The 16002-nt window shown below is 38.4% G+C and carries 12 protein-coding genes; 6 read left to right on the top strand and 6 right to left on the bottom strand.

Annotated features, from left to right (window positions below; all coding sequences use genetic code 11):
* Positions 1–280: 280 nt before the first annotated feature.
* The 5 genes from SALWKB2_RS07740 to SALWKB2_RS07720 all read right to left on the bottom strand — a co-directional run bounded on the left by SALWKB2_RS07740 (position 281) and on the right by SALWKB2_RS07720 (position 4032).
* Positions 281–967 carry a DUF799 domain-containing protein gene (locus SALWKB2_RS07740; protein ID WP_025331100.1) on the bottom strand — a complete coding sequence of 229 codons (687 nt, stop codon included), beginning with the start codon at positions 965–967 and terminating at the stop codon, positions 281–283.
* The gene (locus SALWKB2_RS07735) at positions 967–1323 is read right to left on the bottom strand and encodes a DUF4810 domain-containing protein (RefSeq protein WP_038648955.1); all 357 of its coding nucleotides are present in this window, start codon (positions 1321–1323) and stop codon (positions 967–969) included. Before SALWKB2_RS07735 ends, SALWKB2_RS07740 begins: the two co-directional genes overlap by 1 nt.
* 32 nt (positions 1324–1355) lie before the next feature.
* Positions 1356–2018 carry a CsgG/HfaB family protein gene (locus SALWKB2_RS07730; RefSeq protein ID WP_025331098.1) on the bottom strand — a complete coding sequence of 221 codons (663 nt, stop codon included), beginning with the start codon at positions 2016–2018 and terminating at the stop codon, positions 1356–1358.
* 113 nt (positions 2019–2131) lie between these two features.
* Positions 2132–2878 (bottom strand): pseudouridine synthase, encoded by a 747-nt coding sequence (locus SALWKB2_RS07725; protein ID WP_025331097.1) that lies wholly within the window; start codon positions 2876–2878, stop codon positions 2132–2134.
* The gene (locus SALWKB2_RS07720; RefSeq protein ID WP_025331096.1) at positions 2875–4032 is read right to left on the bottom strand and encodes a THUMP domain-containing class I SAM-dependent RNA methyltransferase; all 1158 of its coding nucleotides are present in this window, start codon (positions 4030–4032) and stop codon (positions 2875–2877) included. The genes SALWKB2_RS07725 and SALWKB2_RS07720 overlap by 4 nt, the downstream gene beginning before the upstream one ends.
* 203 nt (positions 4033–4235) lie before the next feature.
* Here SALWKB2_RS07720 and SALWKB2_RS07715 point away from each other — a divergent pair, with 203 nt between their 5' ends.
* Positions 4236–4520 carry a YciI family protein gene (locus tag SALWKB2_RS07715; protein WP_025331095.1) on the top strand — a complete coding sequence of 95 codons (285 nt, stop codon included), beginning with the start codon at positions 4236–4238 and terminating at the stop codon, positions 4518–4520.
* Between the two features lie 122 nt (positions 4521–4642).
* Here the strand turns inward: SALWKB2_RS07715 and SALWKB2_RS07710 are convergent, their stop codons facing one another.
* Complete coding sequence (locus SALWKB2_RS07710) at positions 4643–5701, bottom strand: bifunctional transcriptional activator/DNA repair enzyme AdaA (protein WP_025331094.1); 1059 nt, start codon at positions 5699–5701, stop codon at positions 4643–4645.
* A 335-nt stretch (positions 5702–6036) separates the two neighbouring features.
* Between SALWKB2_RS07710 and SALWKB2_RS12135 the strand changes: the two genes are divergently transcribed.
* The 5 genes from SALWKB2_RS12135 (at position 6037) to mutY (ending at position 15713) form a co-directional block, all read left to right on the top strand.
* The gene (locus tag SALWKB2_RS12135; RefSeq protein ID WP_025331093.1) at positions 6037–9063 is read left to right on the top strand and encodes an SEL1-like repeat protein; all 3027 of its coding nucleotides are present in this window, start codon (positions 6037–6039) and stop codon (positions 9061–9063) included.
* Between the two features lie 313 nt (positions 9064–9376).
* Complete coding sequence (locus SALWKB2_RS07700; RefSeq protein ID WP_025331092.1) at positions 9377–11440, top strand: SEL1-like repeat protein; 2064 nt, start codon at positions 9377–9379, stop codon at positions 11438–11440.
* Positions 11441–11608: 168 nt separating this feature from the next.
* A complete protein-coding gene (locus SALWKB2_RS07695) occupies positions 11609–12799 on the top strand; it encodes an SEL1-like repeat protein (protein WP_025331091.1) in 1191 nt (396 codons plus the stop codon).
* 175 nt (positions 12800–12974) lie between these two features.
* Positions 12975–14369 (top strand): tetratricopeptide repeat protein, encoded by a 1395-nt coding sequence (locus tag SALWKB2_RS07690; RefSeq protein WP_025331090.1) that lies wholly within the window; start codon positions 12975–12977, stop codon positions 14367–14369.
* A gap of 270 nt (positions 14370–14639) precedes the next feature.
* Positions 14640–15713: an A/G-specific adenine glycosylase gene (gene mutY / locus SALWKB2_RS07685; protein ID WP_025331089.1), complete on the top strand. Its 1074-nt coding sequence runs from the start codon at positions 14640–14642 to the stop codon at positions 15711–15713.
* The last annotated feature ends 289 nt before the right edge of the window (positions 15714–16002 follow it).

Below are 16002 nucleotides of genomic sequence, written 5' to 3'. Positions count from 1 at the left end.
CCGCTCTGCTGGCGTTAAATTGGTAAGGCTGTAAATTGGTTATTTTAACTGTTTACTTTACTTTTCGCAGTTTTGTCTGATAACAATTTAGGTGAAAACAGTGGTAATGGCAATGGAAAAATCTGCTGGTTTGATGGTATTTTGTTTCATGTACCCGTTTTTAAAGGTGCATTTTATTATTTGGCCGGATGCTTTCCGGCTTTTGGGTACTTACAGTTTAAGTGCAGAATAATTGATTGGCATGTAAGTCTGTAAAGATGCTTTTATTGAGAGAGGTAAGTTAATTTACGGATTCAACGGGGATAACCGGTTTTTTATATCCGGGGTTGTAAGGTCCGAAGAGTATGCCATTAGTTTCCTCAGCTGACAGTAAACCGGTATCTACTGCACCGGCAACGATATAAGCTTTATCGGAGACTTTATTTGAAATCTGTGTAATCACGGCATTGACCATCAGTGAAAAAATGTCATTGTTGCTATTATTACTGGAATCTATGGTGATATTTTTTTCTCCGCTCCAGATAATCGAACCGTTTTTAGCATCTATCAGTTTGGCTTCTACGGTAACTGTGGTAACGCTACTAATTACTTTGTATTTTGTGCCATAGTCTTTTACGTTTAAGTAGAGGATGGCATCAGGATTGTAAATCTGTCTGATTTTGTTTATGTCTATTGCCTGAATTTCAGCTCCATCATTCAGACCATTGTCTTTAAATGTTTCATTAACCAGAGCTACAGGAAAGACATAATAACCTGATTCAGCTAATGGTTGTGTTGTCTGAGCTAATACAGCATATGGTGCTTTTGTATCAACTGAGGAGCTGGTGGGCAGTAATACCAGAATAGAATGCGGATCACTTTGCCGGAATTTGCTGTAATCATGCGGCTGTGGCTGGTAATGAGAGGTGGAACAGGCGAAAAGTAAAGTAGTAACCGCCAGAGAAAGCAGTAATTTGAAAAAGCGCATTATGATTTATCTTTGTCAATATTTTTTAACAGGAAGTTCATATAAGTTGCTGATTCGGGAAAAGCGGCTTTTTCTTTTTCAAACTGAGCTTTAGCACCGGCGCGGTTGCCGGCCTGTGCATACAGCATCCCCAGATGTGCATGGGCTCCCGGTGCCGGCTTACTGTGATGACTGGCGGCATCAATAAAATATTTTTCCATACCGGCAATCTGTTCTTCCAGTGAGGTTTTACCGTCCAGTGCCTGATATTGCAGTTTGTGATAATCACCCCAGTAGTAAAGTGTGGCAGACTGACTCTGATGAGCGCATACAGCCAGTATCAGGGTCGCGATGGCGGTTGTTATTATTTTTTTCATTTCGGATTTGATGTGTGCAGAAAGGTTTTATGTTAAGGCTGAGGATTCCATTGTCCTGATTCAATGCCATTAACCAGATTGTTTACTGCTTCTCGAATGGCTAAATCAAGCACTTTTCCGTTAAGGGTTCCGTCATAGCTGGCATAGCCGCCGGTACCGAGTATTTCGCGTGTGGAAAGTTTGAATTCTCCGGCACCCTGACTTGAATAAACGATTTCTGCTGTTTGCACATCAATGATGTTAAGGGTAACTTTGGCATAGGCTACCTGAGTTTTTCCCTGACCAAGAATGCCGAATAACTGTTCATCACCTATAGTTTTACGTCCGAATTCTGAAATATCACCAGTTACAATGTAGCGCGCGCCCTTGAGCTTTTGTTGCATACCGTTGATATTGGCTTCATTACGGATTTCATCCAGATTAGTACGATCCAGAACAATAAAACGACCTGTTTGCTGTAAATCAGTCATCAGAATGGTTTTCGCCTGACTGGTAAGCTGATTATTGCTGTTGCTGAAAATACCGCCGCCCAGATTACCACGGCTGTCAAACTTCCCTACAGCCAGCTGAGTTTTTATGCCGTTGTATGCTTGCTGATAAGTGGCTACTTTGGGAGTGTTGATTACTTGTGATGTTTCTGTTGCACAAGCGGATAGCAGGCTGGCACTCAGCAGGGTAAGATAAATTTTTTTCATATTGAGCTGCATATATTATTTCTTCAGCTTGTATCTGGGAAAATATTGATGTTAAAAGATATTATTAGTATTTTCAATTAAATATAATTTATATCCGTTCAGGTTGCAGAGTATCAGAATTTTTCCTGCGGGCTTAAATAACGCCATTGTCCCGGTGGCAGGGCACCCAGTTTGATTTTACCCATGCGTACCCGTTTCAGACCGGTTACACGTAAGCCTACCAGTTCACACATGCGCCTGATTTGGCGTTTTTTACCTTGTTTAAGTATAAAACGCAGCTGATCCTGATTTTGCCAGCTGACTTTAGCCGGCCGCAGTTTTTCACCGTCAAGACTTAATCCGTGGTTCAGCAGAGCCAGACCGCTTTCACTCAGTTTACCGGTTACGCGTACGAGATATTCTTTTTCGATACCACTATTTTCACCGATCAGCTGCTTGGCAATACGCCCGTCCTGAGTGAGTACCAGCAAGCCTACTGAATCGATATCCAGACGGCCGGCCGGCGCCAGATGGCGTGTATGCTCCGGCTGAAACTGAATCCGGCTTTTGTCTTCCTGCCAGTGGTTGGCTTCGGTAATCAGCTCAACGGCCGCACGATAACCTTTTTCCGGCTGCGCGCTGACAAAGCCTACTGGCTTATTCAGTAGAATGGTAACGCGTTCGGCTTGCTGACGGTGCGCCTGCCGGTCGAGGTCGATGCGATCACTATTAAAAACTTTTTGCCCAAGTACGGCAGTTTTACCATTAACTTTTACCCAGCCCTTTTCAATATAGTTGTCTGCTTCACGGCGTGAGCATAAACCCAGTTGCGCCATGCGCTTTGACAGACGCTGAGCTTCGTTTTGTTCTGTAGTTGTCATGCTTTATGCTCTTTTTGTCGATTAGAACCGGCTACCATATCCAGCAGGAACAGGCGGCAATCCAGATTACCGTTAAACAATGGGATTTTACGTTTTGGCGACAGACGCATCAGTTTGGGCATATCACGGTCGGCGCTGAACATACCGATCAGCCAGCCGGCAAAATGTTGTTTCAGCCAGCTGCCTAATTGGGGATATAAAGCATGTAAGAGCTGAATTTCAGAAAGGCGGACACCATAAGGCGGATTGCTTATCATGATGCCGTTATTCCCGTTCGGATGGGTATCCAGGGCATCTGTTACCTGCCATTGAATATATTGCTCCATACCGGCATAGCGGGCGTTGTCCTGAGCCAGTCTGATTAGCCTGCTATCAATATCTGCTCCGAAAACCGGTGCAGATGGTTGGTGTATGGCTGCCTGAGCAGCGCGACGCAGCTGCTGCCATAAATTATCATTATAATTATTCAGCTTTTCAAAACCGAAAGCACGTTCTAGCCCGGGTGCTGTGCCGGTGGCAATCAGTGCGGCTTCAATGGCAAGGGTACCACTGCCGCAAAAAGGATCCATGAAGGGCTGGCTGCCGTTATAGCCGGCCAGTAACAGTAAACCGGCTGCCAGATTTTCACGTAATGGTGCTTCACCGGTGTCACTGCGGTAGCCGCGTTTAAATAAGGCTTCACCACTGCTGTCCAGATAAACAGATATTTCGTTTTTTTCAATAAAGACATGAATGCGGATATCCGGACGAAATTTTTCTATACTGGGGCGGCGGCCGGTTTTATCGCGAAATACATCGCAGATAGCATCTTTTACTTTGAGGGCAGCAAAATTAAGGCTGTTGATTTGTGCCTGTTTGCCTTCAATATGAATTTTGAAATTTTTATCTATGTCAAACCATTCAGGCCAGCAGATTTTCCTGGCCAGTTGATAAATTTCGTTTTCGTTGCGAAAGTGGCCGGTAGTCAGACGGATAAGTACCCGGCTGGCTACACGGCTGTGCAGATTAATTTTGTATACGCTGGCTAAATCACCTGTAAGTGCGATACCGCCGTCACGATTATGAATCTGCTCACAGCCCAGGGTAACCAGTTCCTGATTTAATATGGTTTCCAGCCCGCGCGGACAGCTTACGAAAAGAGAATATGAATTCATGCAGTACTTTATTTAAAGAAGATAGGACATGCTAAATTGGTTTGCGCATGTATAAATAGTATGATTGTAATATTGAAGTTTATGTGCTGACTATTGTTTATGTTTTCGGGCTTGCAAATTTGAGTGATTAAGCGTGAAGATAACCTTAAAGATGAAAAGGGACAAGAAGTCTGTATATGTCTAATTAATCGGGGATAAATACCATGTTTATTTTTAAACTGCATTATTTGAAGTCGATAGAAGAAGTAGAAAAATATTTGCCTGCTCATCTGAATTATTTGCAGGAATACTATGATAGTGGTGATTTTATTGCTTCCGGCCGGCAGGTACCGCGCATCGGCGGAGTTATTCTGTGCCGGGCGGCCAGTAAAGAATCGGCGCAGTCTATTATGGTTAAAGATCCGTTTTACATTCATCAGATTGCCGAATATGAACTGATTGAATTTATACCGACAAAATATGCATCAGGTTTTGAAGCGTTTATTTAAAAAATATTTTCAGAATGATGTTTACTTGTTTTTTTGTGTTACAGGCAGATAAACGGTAAATCATCATTATGCTGACGCTCAAATCGCATTACTGGTTTTATTAGCCTGATGTGTAAACAATTTTATGATTTAAGATTACTTTTTTCATGGTCAATCAGCCATTTTTTACGTTCCAGCCCTCCGCCGTAGCCGGTTAATTTACCATTGGAGCCGATTACTCTGTGACAGGGGATAATAATAGCAATACGATTGAAACCATTGGCATTGGCTACCGCCCGGACAGCCTGAGGATTATGCAGTTTTTCTGCCTGTTGTTTATAGGTGGTGAGTTCTCCGTAGGGGATCTGTTTGAGACAATTCCAGACTGCCTGTTGAAAATCAGTGCCGGGAGTATGTAGTGGAATAGAAAAATATTTTCGTTTTCCTTCAAAATATTCCTTAATTTGAATTCTGGTCTGAATGATATGTTCATTTTCACCAAAAATAATTGTGGCATTCAGTAATTGCTGTAATTGTTTAAACTCTGTTTCTAACATCCGCCGGTCGACAAATTCCAGCAAACAGACTCCCTGTTGCGTGGCGCAGACAAACATCGGACCTATAGGCGTGGTCAGCCGGTTAATAAGTATGATATTGTTGTTTAAATGGCTGGATGGTGAGTTTTTAGCAATTTTTTTATAGATATAGCCAAAGCCGCTTAATGATCCATAACCATTATCGAAAGCGACATCTATTATTTTTTTACCGGTTTTCAATTCCTGATATGCCTGATTAATTCGGTACATTCTCTGATATGCCTGAAAAGTAATTCCATAATTTTTTTTAAACCAGCGGCGAACAATTTCCGGACTGATTTCATGTGCTCTTAATACGGAATCAGAAATTTTTATCTTCGGATTCTGAGTAATCATTTTTATGGCATTAATAATCTGTTCGGGTGCCTCATTGGCATTTTCAGTCGGTCGGCAAATTTTACATGGGCGGTAACCTGCATTCAGAGCTTCTTTGACTGTATAAAAAAATTCTGTGTTTTCTAATTTAGGCTTTTTTGCTCTGCATGTTGCGATACAAAATATTGAGGTGGTTTTCACACCTGCATAAAAAATACCAACATAACTTTGATCTTTTGTGAGTAAGGCCTGATAGTATTTTTTGATTTCATTTATCTCTGTAACTGGCATTTAAAATATACTTTCCTGTATTTTGTGAACACTGTAAACCAATTCATCTGCCTGCAATGGTGTAGTTAAATTACTTTTTATGCATAATTTCATTAGGCTTATTTAAAGTTAAAAGATTATGTAATTAGGTTCTGGAATGAGCATAGCTAAATTTGCTCCGATGTAGTTTCTGCTGATGTAGCAGTAAATAAAAAGATATTAAAAATTAATGCTGACAATAACAACCGAAAAATGGATAACTATTTTTATAATTTGAATTATTAGATTGTATGATTTAATCTCTTTGTAATTTAAAATAAAAATATTGTGAAAATAATATAAATCGGTTTTGCAAAATGAGTAATGAAAAGATGGAAACAAAAAAATCAGATAAGTTTTTAAGTACTCTGGAAGCAGCTCAAAAAGGAGATGCGGATGCACAATTTGCTCTGGGTCTTATGTATGAGGATGGAAAAGGAACAGAGCAAAATTATGTAGCTGCCTATAAATACTATAAACTTGCTGCAGACCAGGGAAATATTGATGCACAAGTCAATTTAGGTCTTTTATATGCGTATGGTAATGGCGTAGAACAGAATTATGAAAAGGCAGCTGAATATTATGCAGCTGCAGCTGCGAAGGGAGATGCTATTGCCCAGTATAATTTAGGTCTATTGTATGAAAATGGTGATGGTGTAGAAAAGAATTATGCAAAAGCATTTGAATGTTATGCAGCTGCGGCTAAGCAGGGAGATGCTATTGCTCAGTATAACTTAGGTGATTTGTATTATTTCGGTAAAGGTACAGAACAGAATTACACTAAAAGCTTTGAATATTTTCAGTTAGCTGCGCAACAAGGTAATAGTGATGCACAATTTTCTCTTGGTCTTATGTATGAGGATGGAAAAGGAACGGAGCAAAATTATACAGAGGCATATAAATACTATAAGCTGGCTGCCGAACAGGGAAATATCGATGCACAAGTCAATTTAGGTAATTTATATTGCTTTGGAAAAGGAGTAGAGCAAAATTACACTAAAAGCTTTGAATACTATCAGTTAGCCGCGCAACAGGAAGATGCTACTGCTCAGCGTTATTTAGGTAATTTATATTACTTTGGAAAAGGAGTAGAACAAAATTACACTAAAAGCTTTGAATATTATAAATTAGCCGCGCAACAAGGTGATAGTGAAGCACTATACACTTTAGGATATATTTATGACGTTGGAGAGGTAATTGCTCAGGATTATGCAGAGGCACATAAATATTTTAAGCAGGCTGCCCGGCTCGGAAATATTAGTGCACTATTGAGTTTAGGTATTCTATATGAATATGGTCAAGGTGTAGAGCAGAATTATGAAAAGGCAGCAGAGTATTATTCAGCTGCAGCAGCACAGGGACATGCAAATGCTCAGTGTAATTTAGGTGTATTGTGTGAAAATGGCGAGGGTGTAGATCAGAGCTATGAAAAGGCAGTTGAATATTATTCAGCAGCAGCTGAACAGGGAGATGCTGTTGCCCAATGTAATTTAGGTAGATTGTATGAAAATGGTGATGGTGTTGAGCAGAATTATGAAAAGGCGGTTGAGTATTATTTGGCTGCAGCTGCACAGGGAGATGCTGCTGCCCAATTTAATTTGGGTGTATGCTATGAAACGGGCGATAGTGTAGAGCAGAATTATGAAAAGGCAGCAGAGTATTATTCAGCTGCAGCAGCACAGGGACATGCAAATGCTCAGTGTAATTTAGGTGTATTGTATGAAAATGGCGAGGGTGTAGATCAGAGCTGTGAAAAGGCATTTGAATATTATTCAGCAGCAGCTGAACAGGGACATGCTGCTGCCCAGTGTAATTTAGGTAGATTGTATGAAAATGGTGATGGTGTAGAGCAGAATTATGAAAAGGCGGCAGAATATTATGCAGCTGCAGCTGAACAGGGATATGCTAATGCCCAGTGTAGTTTAGGTATATTGTATGAAAATGGTGATGGTGTAGAGCAGAATTATGAAAAGGCAGCAGAGTATTATTCAGCTGCAGCTGAACAGGGACATGCAAATGCTCAGTGTAATTTAGGTGTATTGTATGAAACGGGCGATGGTGTAGATCAGAGCTGTGAAAAGGCGGTTGAATATTATTCGGCTGCAGCTGAACAGGGAGATGCTGTTGCCCAGTGTAATTTAGGTAGATTATATGAAAATGGTTATGGTGTAGAGCAGAACTATGAAAAAGCGGCTGAGTATTATAAATTTGCTGCGCAACAGGGGGATAGTAATGCCCAATTTAATTTGGGTTTATACTATGAAAAGGGCGATGGTGTAGATCAGAGCTATGAAAGGGCGGCAGAATATTATTCAGCTGCAGCAGCACAGGGACATGCTGCTGCCCAATGTAATTTAGGATTTTTATATCACAACGGCGATGGTGTAGAGCAGAATTATGAAAAGGCAGCAGAGTATTATTCGGCCTCAGCAGAACAGGGAGATGCTGCTGCCCAGTGTAATTTAGGTATATTGTATGAAGATGGTTATGGTGTAGAGCAGGATTATGAAAAGGCAGCAGAGTATTACTCAGCAGCGGTAGCACAGGGATATGCTGTTGCTAAGTATAATTTAGGTATATTGTATGAAAATGGTTATGGTGTAGAGCAGAATTATGAAAAGGCAGCAGAGTATTATTCAGCTGCAGCAGCACAGGGAAATGCAAATGCTCAGTGTAATTTAGGTGTATTGTATGAAAATGGCGATGGTGTAGAGCAGAATTATGAAAAGGCAGCAGAGTATTATTTAGCAGCAGCTACACAGGGACATGCTGTTGCCCAGAGTAATTTAGGTAATTTATATTGCTATGGTAGAGGTGTAGAAAAAAATTACAACAAAAGTTTTAAATATCATCAGTTAGCTGCGCAACAAAACTATGGTGAATCACAATATCAACTAGGTTTGATGTATTGTAAAGGTCTTGGAGTAAAACTGAGTAAGATTAATGCTTATAAATATTATTTACAAGCATCTACGCAAAAGCATGTTAATGCCGAGAATGAACTGGGATGCATGTATGCTGAAGGTAAGGGAATAAAACAAAATTTTAAAATAGCAAGGGATTATTTTTATTCAGCCGCCAGAAAAGGACATAGTGGAGCACTAAATAAGTTAGGACTTATGTTTCTCTCAGGAAATGGTGTACGGCAGAATTATATGAAAGCAGTATATTACTTTTGTTTGGCAGCAAAACGAGGTGAAACAGAGGCATGGCACAATTTAGGAATAATGTATGCCGATGGTCAGGGTGTGAAAAAAAATAAACGCATTGCCCGGCAACTGATCAAAAGAAGCGCGGTATACAAAAAAACGGGGACACGTAGATTTTATCAGCGATTAATCTAAAACTGATGGAAGAAATAAAGCGTAGTATTCAGGCTGAATAAACATTACTGTATTAAAGTATGATTGAAAAATTAAATAGAATTAATTCGATGATTAATGATATTTAAAAAAAGTCTGAAATCCGATATTTTAAAAGCAGATTTTTTATATTCACTGTTTATACTCAATACAAATATTAAGAATGATTGCTAATGATATATAAAATGATGACTATTTTTGTTATTGGTATCAGCATTTAGGTTTATCTGTATTTTATAAATACAATAAATTGAGAATATTTTAAAAGCAACCTTGTAAAAGGAATAATAAGTATATGGAAACAAAAAAATCAGATAAATTTTTAAGTACTCTGGAAGCGGCTCAAAAAGGAGATGCGGATTCCCAATTTAACCTGGGTGCTATGTATGAGAACGGAGAAGAAACAGAGCAAAATTATGCAGAGGCATATAAATACTATAGGCTGGCTGCCGAACAGGGAAACATTGGAGCGCAAGTCAATTTAGGTTTATTTTATAGCGAGGGTTATGGCGTAGAGCAGAATTATGAAAAGGCAGCTGAATATTATGCAGCTGCAGCTGCACAGGGAGATGCTATTGCTCAGTATAATTTAGGTCTATTGTATGAAAATGGTGATGGTGTAGAACAGGATTATGCAAAAGCATTTGAATGTTATGCAGCTGCGGCTAAGCAGGGAGATGCTATTGCTCAGTATAACTTAGGTGATTTGTATTATTTCGGTAAAGGCACAGAACAGAATTACACTAAAAGCTTTGAGTATTGTCAGTTGGCTGCGCAACAGGGTGACAGTGATGCTCAATTTACTCTGGGTATCATGTATGAGAAAGGTAAGGGAACAGAGCAAAATTATGCAGAAGCATATAAATACTATAAGCTGGCTGCCAAGCAGGGAAATAGTGATGCACAAGTTAATTTAGGTATTTTATATGAAAATGGTGATGGTGTAGAACAGAATTATGCAAAAGCATTTGAGTGTTATCAGGCTGCCGCTGAGCAAGGAAATCCTATCGCTCAATATTATGCAGGTAGTATGTATTATTATGGTAAAGGTGTAGAACAAAGCTTCATTAAAAGTATTGAATATTATAAGTCAGCTGCGGAACAGGGAAATAGTGATGCCCAATTTACTCTGGGTATCATGTATGAGAAAGGTAAGGGAACAGAGCAAAATTATGCAGAAGCATATAAATACTTTAAGCTGGCTGCTGAACAAGGAAATATTAGGGCACAAATCAATTTAGGCACTTTGTATTATGAGGGTAAGGGTGTAGAACAGAATTATGCAAAAGCAATTAAGTATTATCGATTAGCTGTGCAACAAGGTGATAGTGATGTGCAATTTCATCTGGGTAATATGTACAGAGATGGAGAGGGGACAGCACAAGATTATACTGAAGCATATAAATACTATAGACTGGCTGCTGAACAGGGAAATATTGATGCACAAATTAATTTAGGTATTTTATATAAGTATGGTTTTGGTGTAGAACAGGATTATGCAAAAGCATTTGAGTATATTGCAGCAGCTGCTGAGCATGGAAATGCCACTGGACAGTGTAATTTAGGTGATTTGTATTATTTCGGTAAAGGTGTAGAACAAAATTACATTAAAAGTATTAAATATTATAAATTAGCTGCGCAACAGGGTAATAGCGATGCCCAAAATAAACTGGGTGTTATATATGAATGTGGACGGGGAATAGAACAAGATTTTGCAGAAGCATACAAATATTATAAGTTTGCAGCAGAACAGGGAAATATTGATGCACAATTCAACTTAGGTGATTTGTATTATTTCGGTAAAGGTAGAGAACAGAATTACGCTAAAAGCTTTGAATATTTTCAGTTAGCTGCGCAACAAGGCAATAGCGATGCACAATTTTCTCTGGGTCTTATGTATGCAAAAGGAGAAGGAAAGGAGCAAAATTATACAGAGGCATGTAAATATTATAAGCTGGCTGCTGAACAGGGAAATATTGATGCACAAATTAATTTAGGTATTTTATATGAAAACGGTGATGGTGTAGAAAAGAATTATAAAAAAGCATTTAGGTATTATCTGGCTGCCGCTGAGCAAGGAAATCCTATCGCTCAATATTATGCAGGTAGTATGTACTATTATGGTAGAGGTGTAGAACAAAGCTATATTAAAAGTATTGAATATTATAAGCTAGCTGCGGAACAGGGAGATAGCGATGCACAATTTGCTCTGGGTCTTATGTATGAGGATGGAGAAGGAACGGAGCAAAATTATACAAAGGCATATAAATACTATAAGCTGGCGGCAGAACAAGGACACTCTGGAGCTCAGCATAATCTGGAGCTTATGCAAGAAAATGGTTTTGGAATAAAGAAATAAAAGTATTTTCAGAAAATTTATAAAAAAAGTAGTACAAAAATCTTTGATGATGTCTGAATGCTATATAACTTTTTTATTATTGATCTCTATGATTGAGGTTATTTATATTTGCAGATAAAAATATTCTGAAAAAGTTTAAAAGCTTACTGTAAAAGGAATAATAAGAAGATGGAAACGAAGAAATCAGATAAATTTTTAAATACTCTGGAAGCGGCTCGAAAGGGGAATGCGGATGCACAATTTGCTCTGGGTGTTATGTATGAGGATGGAGAAGGAACAGAGCAAAATTATGTAGAAGCATATAAATACTATAAATTGGCTGCCGAACAGGGAAATATCGATGCACAATTCAATTTAGGTTTATTGTATAGCGAGGGCTATGGCGTAGAGCAGAATTATGAAAAGGCAGCTGAATATTATGCGGCTGCAGCTGCACAGGGGGATGCAGCCGCTCAATGTAATCTGGGTATATTGTATAGTGATGGTTATGGTGTAGAGCAGAATTATGAAAAGGCAGCTAAGTATTATTCAGCTGCAGCTGCACAGGGAAATGCAAATGCTCAGAGTAATTTAGGTATATTGTATGAAGATGGTTATGGTGTAGAGCAGAATTATGAAAAGGCAGCTGAGTATTATTTGGCTGCAGCTGCACAGGGAGTTGATATTGCCCAAAGTAAATTAGGATTTTTATATTACAACGGCTATGGTGTAGAGCAAAATTATGAAAAGGCGGTTGAGTATTATTCAGCTGCAGCTGCGCAAGGAGATGTTACTGCCCAGTATAACTTAGCTAATTTATATTACTATGGAAAAGGCGTAGAACAAAATTATACTAAAAGTATTGAATACTATCAGTTAGCAGCGCAACAGGGTAATAGTAAGGCACAATTTACTTTAGGATATATTTATAAAACTGGTGAAGGTGTTGCTCAGGATTATGCGGAGGCATATAAATATTATAAGCTGGCTGCAGAACAGGGAAATAGTGATGCACAAATTAATTTAGGTATTTTATATGAAAACGGTGATGGTGTAGAACAGAATTATGCAAAAGCATTTGAGTATTATCTAGCTGCCGCTGAGCAAGGGAATCCTATTGCTCAATATTATGCAGGTAGTATGTATTATTATGGTAAAGGTGTAGAACAAAGCTTCATTAAAAGTCTTGAATATTATAAGCCAGCTGCGGAACAAGGAAATAGTGATGCACAATTTGCTCTGGGTTTTATGTATATAAATGGTGAAGGAGCAGAGCAAAATTATGCAGAGGCATATGAGTACTTTAATCTGGCGGCAGAACAAGGACACTCTGGAGCTCAGCATAATCTGGAGCTTATGAAGAAAATGGTTTTGGAATAAAGAAATAAAAGTATTTTCAGAAAATTTATAAAAAAGTAGTACAAAAATCTTTGATGATGTCTGAATGCTATATAACTTTTTTATTATTGATCTCTATGGTTGAGGTTGTTTATATTTGCAGATAAAAATATTCTGAAAAAGTTTAAAAGCTTACTGTAAAAGGAATAATAAGAAGATGGAAACAAAAAGTTCAGATAATTTTTTATGTGTTCTGGAAGCTGCAAAAAAAGGAGATGTTAATGCCCAATTTACTATTGGATTAATGTATTACAAGGGTGCAGGCGTTGAGCAGAATTATATTAATGCTTTTAACTATTTTAAGTTAGCATCTGAACAAGGTGATAGTGGTGCTCAATATAATTTAGGCGTGATGTATTACTATGGAGAAGGAGTAAAACAGGATTTTACAAAGGCATTTTATTATTGCCGGTTATCTGCTGAACAAGGGAATGAAGATGCTTTGCTCAGTCTGGCAAACATGTATGAAAAAGGTAATAGTCTTCAGCAGGATTATGATAAAGCTATATATTATTATCAGCTAGCCTCTGATAGAGGAAATATAAATGCACAGTTTCATTTAGGATATGTTTACTATAATGGTATAGGGGTAGAACAAAATTTTGCGCAGGCATTTAAGTATTATCAACTGGCTGCTAAACAAGGACATGCCGATGCTCTGACTAATCTGGGTATGATGTATAGCGAAGGTTCAGGCGTCAAACAGAATCACAAACAAGCCTTAAAGTACTTTCATATTGCAGCTTTAAAGAATAGTCCGGAAGCACTATTTAATCTTGGTGCATATTACAGATATGGCTATGGTGGTATTGAACAAAATGATACCGAAGCTATTAAATATTATAAATTAGCGGCTGATCAGGGTAATGCAATTGCACAATATAATCTGGGCGTAATTTATGAGTTTGGTCAGATTGTCCCGGCTGATTATTCTAAATCAGTTAAATATTATAAACTGGCAGCCAAAAAAGGGTATTCTTACGCTATCTATAATTTAGGGCTGATGCTGTTTAATGGTAAGGGTATTGAACAAGATTATCAGAGAGCTGCTCAGTGTTATCGTCTTGCTGCTAAAAAGGGATTGGCAGCTGCACAATATAATATGGGATTAATGTATTTCAAAGGTACAGAGATAGAACAGAATTATGAAGAGGCTGTCAAATATTTTCAATTAGCGGCAGATCAGGGAAAAATTGGTGCTCAGGCTCATTTGGGGTATTTGTATAGTGAGGGAGAGGGTGTTAAACAAGATTATATAAAATCATTAAAATACTACCAATTGGCTGCCGACCAGGGAGATTCGTTCTCACAAAATAGCTTAGCTAATATGTATGAGAATGGTGAAGGAGTGAAACAGGACTTTGCAAAAGCAGCCAGATATTATCAGCTGGCGGCTAAACAGGAAAATGCAGATGCTCAGTATAATCTGGCCTATATGTTTTTGAATGGTACCGGTGTCAAACAAAATAAACGGATAGCTAAAGAATTATTCGGTAAGAGCTGTAAAAATGGTAATCAGGAAGCATGTGAAATATACAATCAATTGAAATAAAACCATATTGGTTATCATGGATATTATTTTTTCATTTTAAAACTATGAATTCTGAAATTTTTTTACAGTAGATTTTAATAAGTAGTCACTATTATTTAAATTTTATATCATGAAATTTAACCCTATTGATAATATTTTTCTGTTTATGCTTATGAAATAATTTTGCTTTTCTAAAGCAGATTCTTGTTTTATGTCTATAATCACCCATATTAGTTTATTACCTGAATTATTCAGGCTGATCATGATTTTTTTATGTTAAATTAGGGTGTTATGAATAAACAAGCAGTGCAGGAAGCGGAGTTTGCTCCTCGCCTGGTAAGCTGGCAGCGTCAGCATGGCCGGCATGGTCTGCCATGGCAGTGTCGTGAACCATATAAGGTATGGTTATCGGAAATTATGTTGCAGCAAACGCAGGTGTCCACGGTACTTGATTATTATCCGCGCTTTCTGGCTGCATTTCCTGATGTCCGAGCACTGGCGGCGGCTGATGAAGATGAAGTGCTGGGTTTGTGGCAAGGGCTGGGCTACTACAGTCGTGCACGCAATTTGCATAAGGCTGCCAGGCAAGTTATATCTGAATTTTCGGGAAATTTTCCACACAGTCGTGTGGAATTACAATCTTTATGTGGTGTAGGTCGCAGTACGGCAGCAGCGATTGCTGCATTTTGCTTTGATGCACGCGAAACCATTCTGGATGGTAATGTAAAGCGGGTATTGTGCCGGGTTTTTGCTCTGGACGGTGATATTGCGAATAAAGCTTTTGAAGATCAGCTCTGGCGCAAAGCAGAAGCTTTGCTGCCACTTAATGCTGTAGATATGCCGGCTTATATTCAGGGGCTGATGGATTTGGGTGCAACGGTATGTAAGCGCAGTAAGCCAATATGCTGTTCATGTCCAATGAACGATCTGTGTCAGGCATATGCCCAGAACCGTATTGCTGAATTACCGCGTAAGAAAAAAGCTGTAAGTGTAAAAAATTTATCGTTATATTGGCTGGTTTTACGTAACTGCGATGGTGCGATATTTTTACATAAACGTCCTGCCAAAGGAATATGGGGTGGTTTATGGTGTGTACCATGTGCAGACAGTCTGGATGATTTGTATAAACTTGCTGCAAAGTTTGGTTGTACTGCTGAAGATTTAACTGAAGGTATTGAATTCAGTCATCGTTTAACTCATCGTCAATTGCTTATTCTGCCTTTTGCTGCTCAGATAAATACCGGGCAGAATGCTGCATCTTCTGCAATTGCTAGTGAGTGGGTATCAGCTGATAATCTGAATGCGTATGGTATCCCTAAACCGTTATATGATTATCTGAACGTAAAACAGAGCAGTCTTTTCTAATTTGATTATCATGCTAATAGTATAATTTTAACCGCTATTTTGCTGCGTAAATTTATTTTTTAAATTTGTCTGTTTTATGTGCGTATTATTGTTATTAATATTATATATTGTGAATAATATTGTTTTTTGTTTTGTATAGCGTAAATATAATTGACGCTGACATCACAAATATGTATAAACGCTATCTTGCTGAAATATTGCTGTCTTTCAGATTTTTTAGTTATTCAGACGGAATAAAGAAGGGAAGGCTGTTATTTCAGTAAGGTGTGCTTAATTCTATTTATTAGGT

The organism is Snodgrassella alvi wkB2 (genome assembly GCF_000600005.1).
GTDB lineage: Bacteria > Pseudomonadota > Gammaproteobacteria > Burkholderiales > Neisseriaceae > Snodgrassella > Snodgrassella alvi.
Note: the sequence above shows the minus strand (reverse complement) of the source record. Positions and strands in the feature narration are given on the sequence as shown.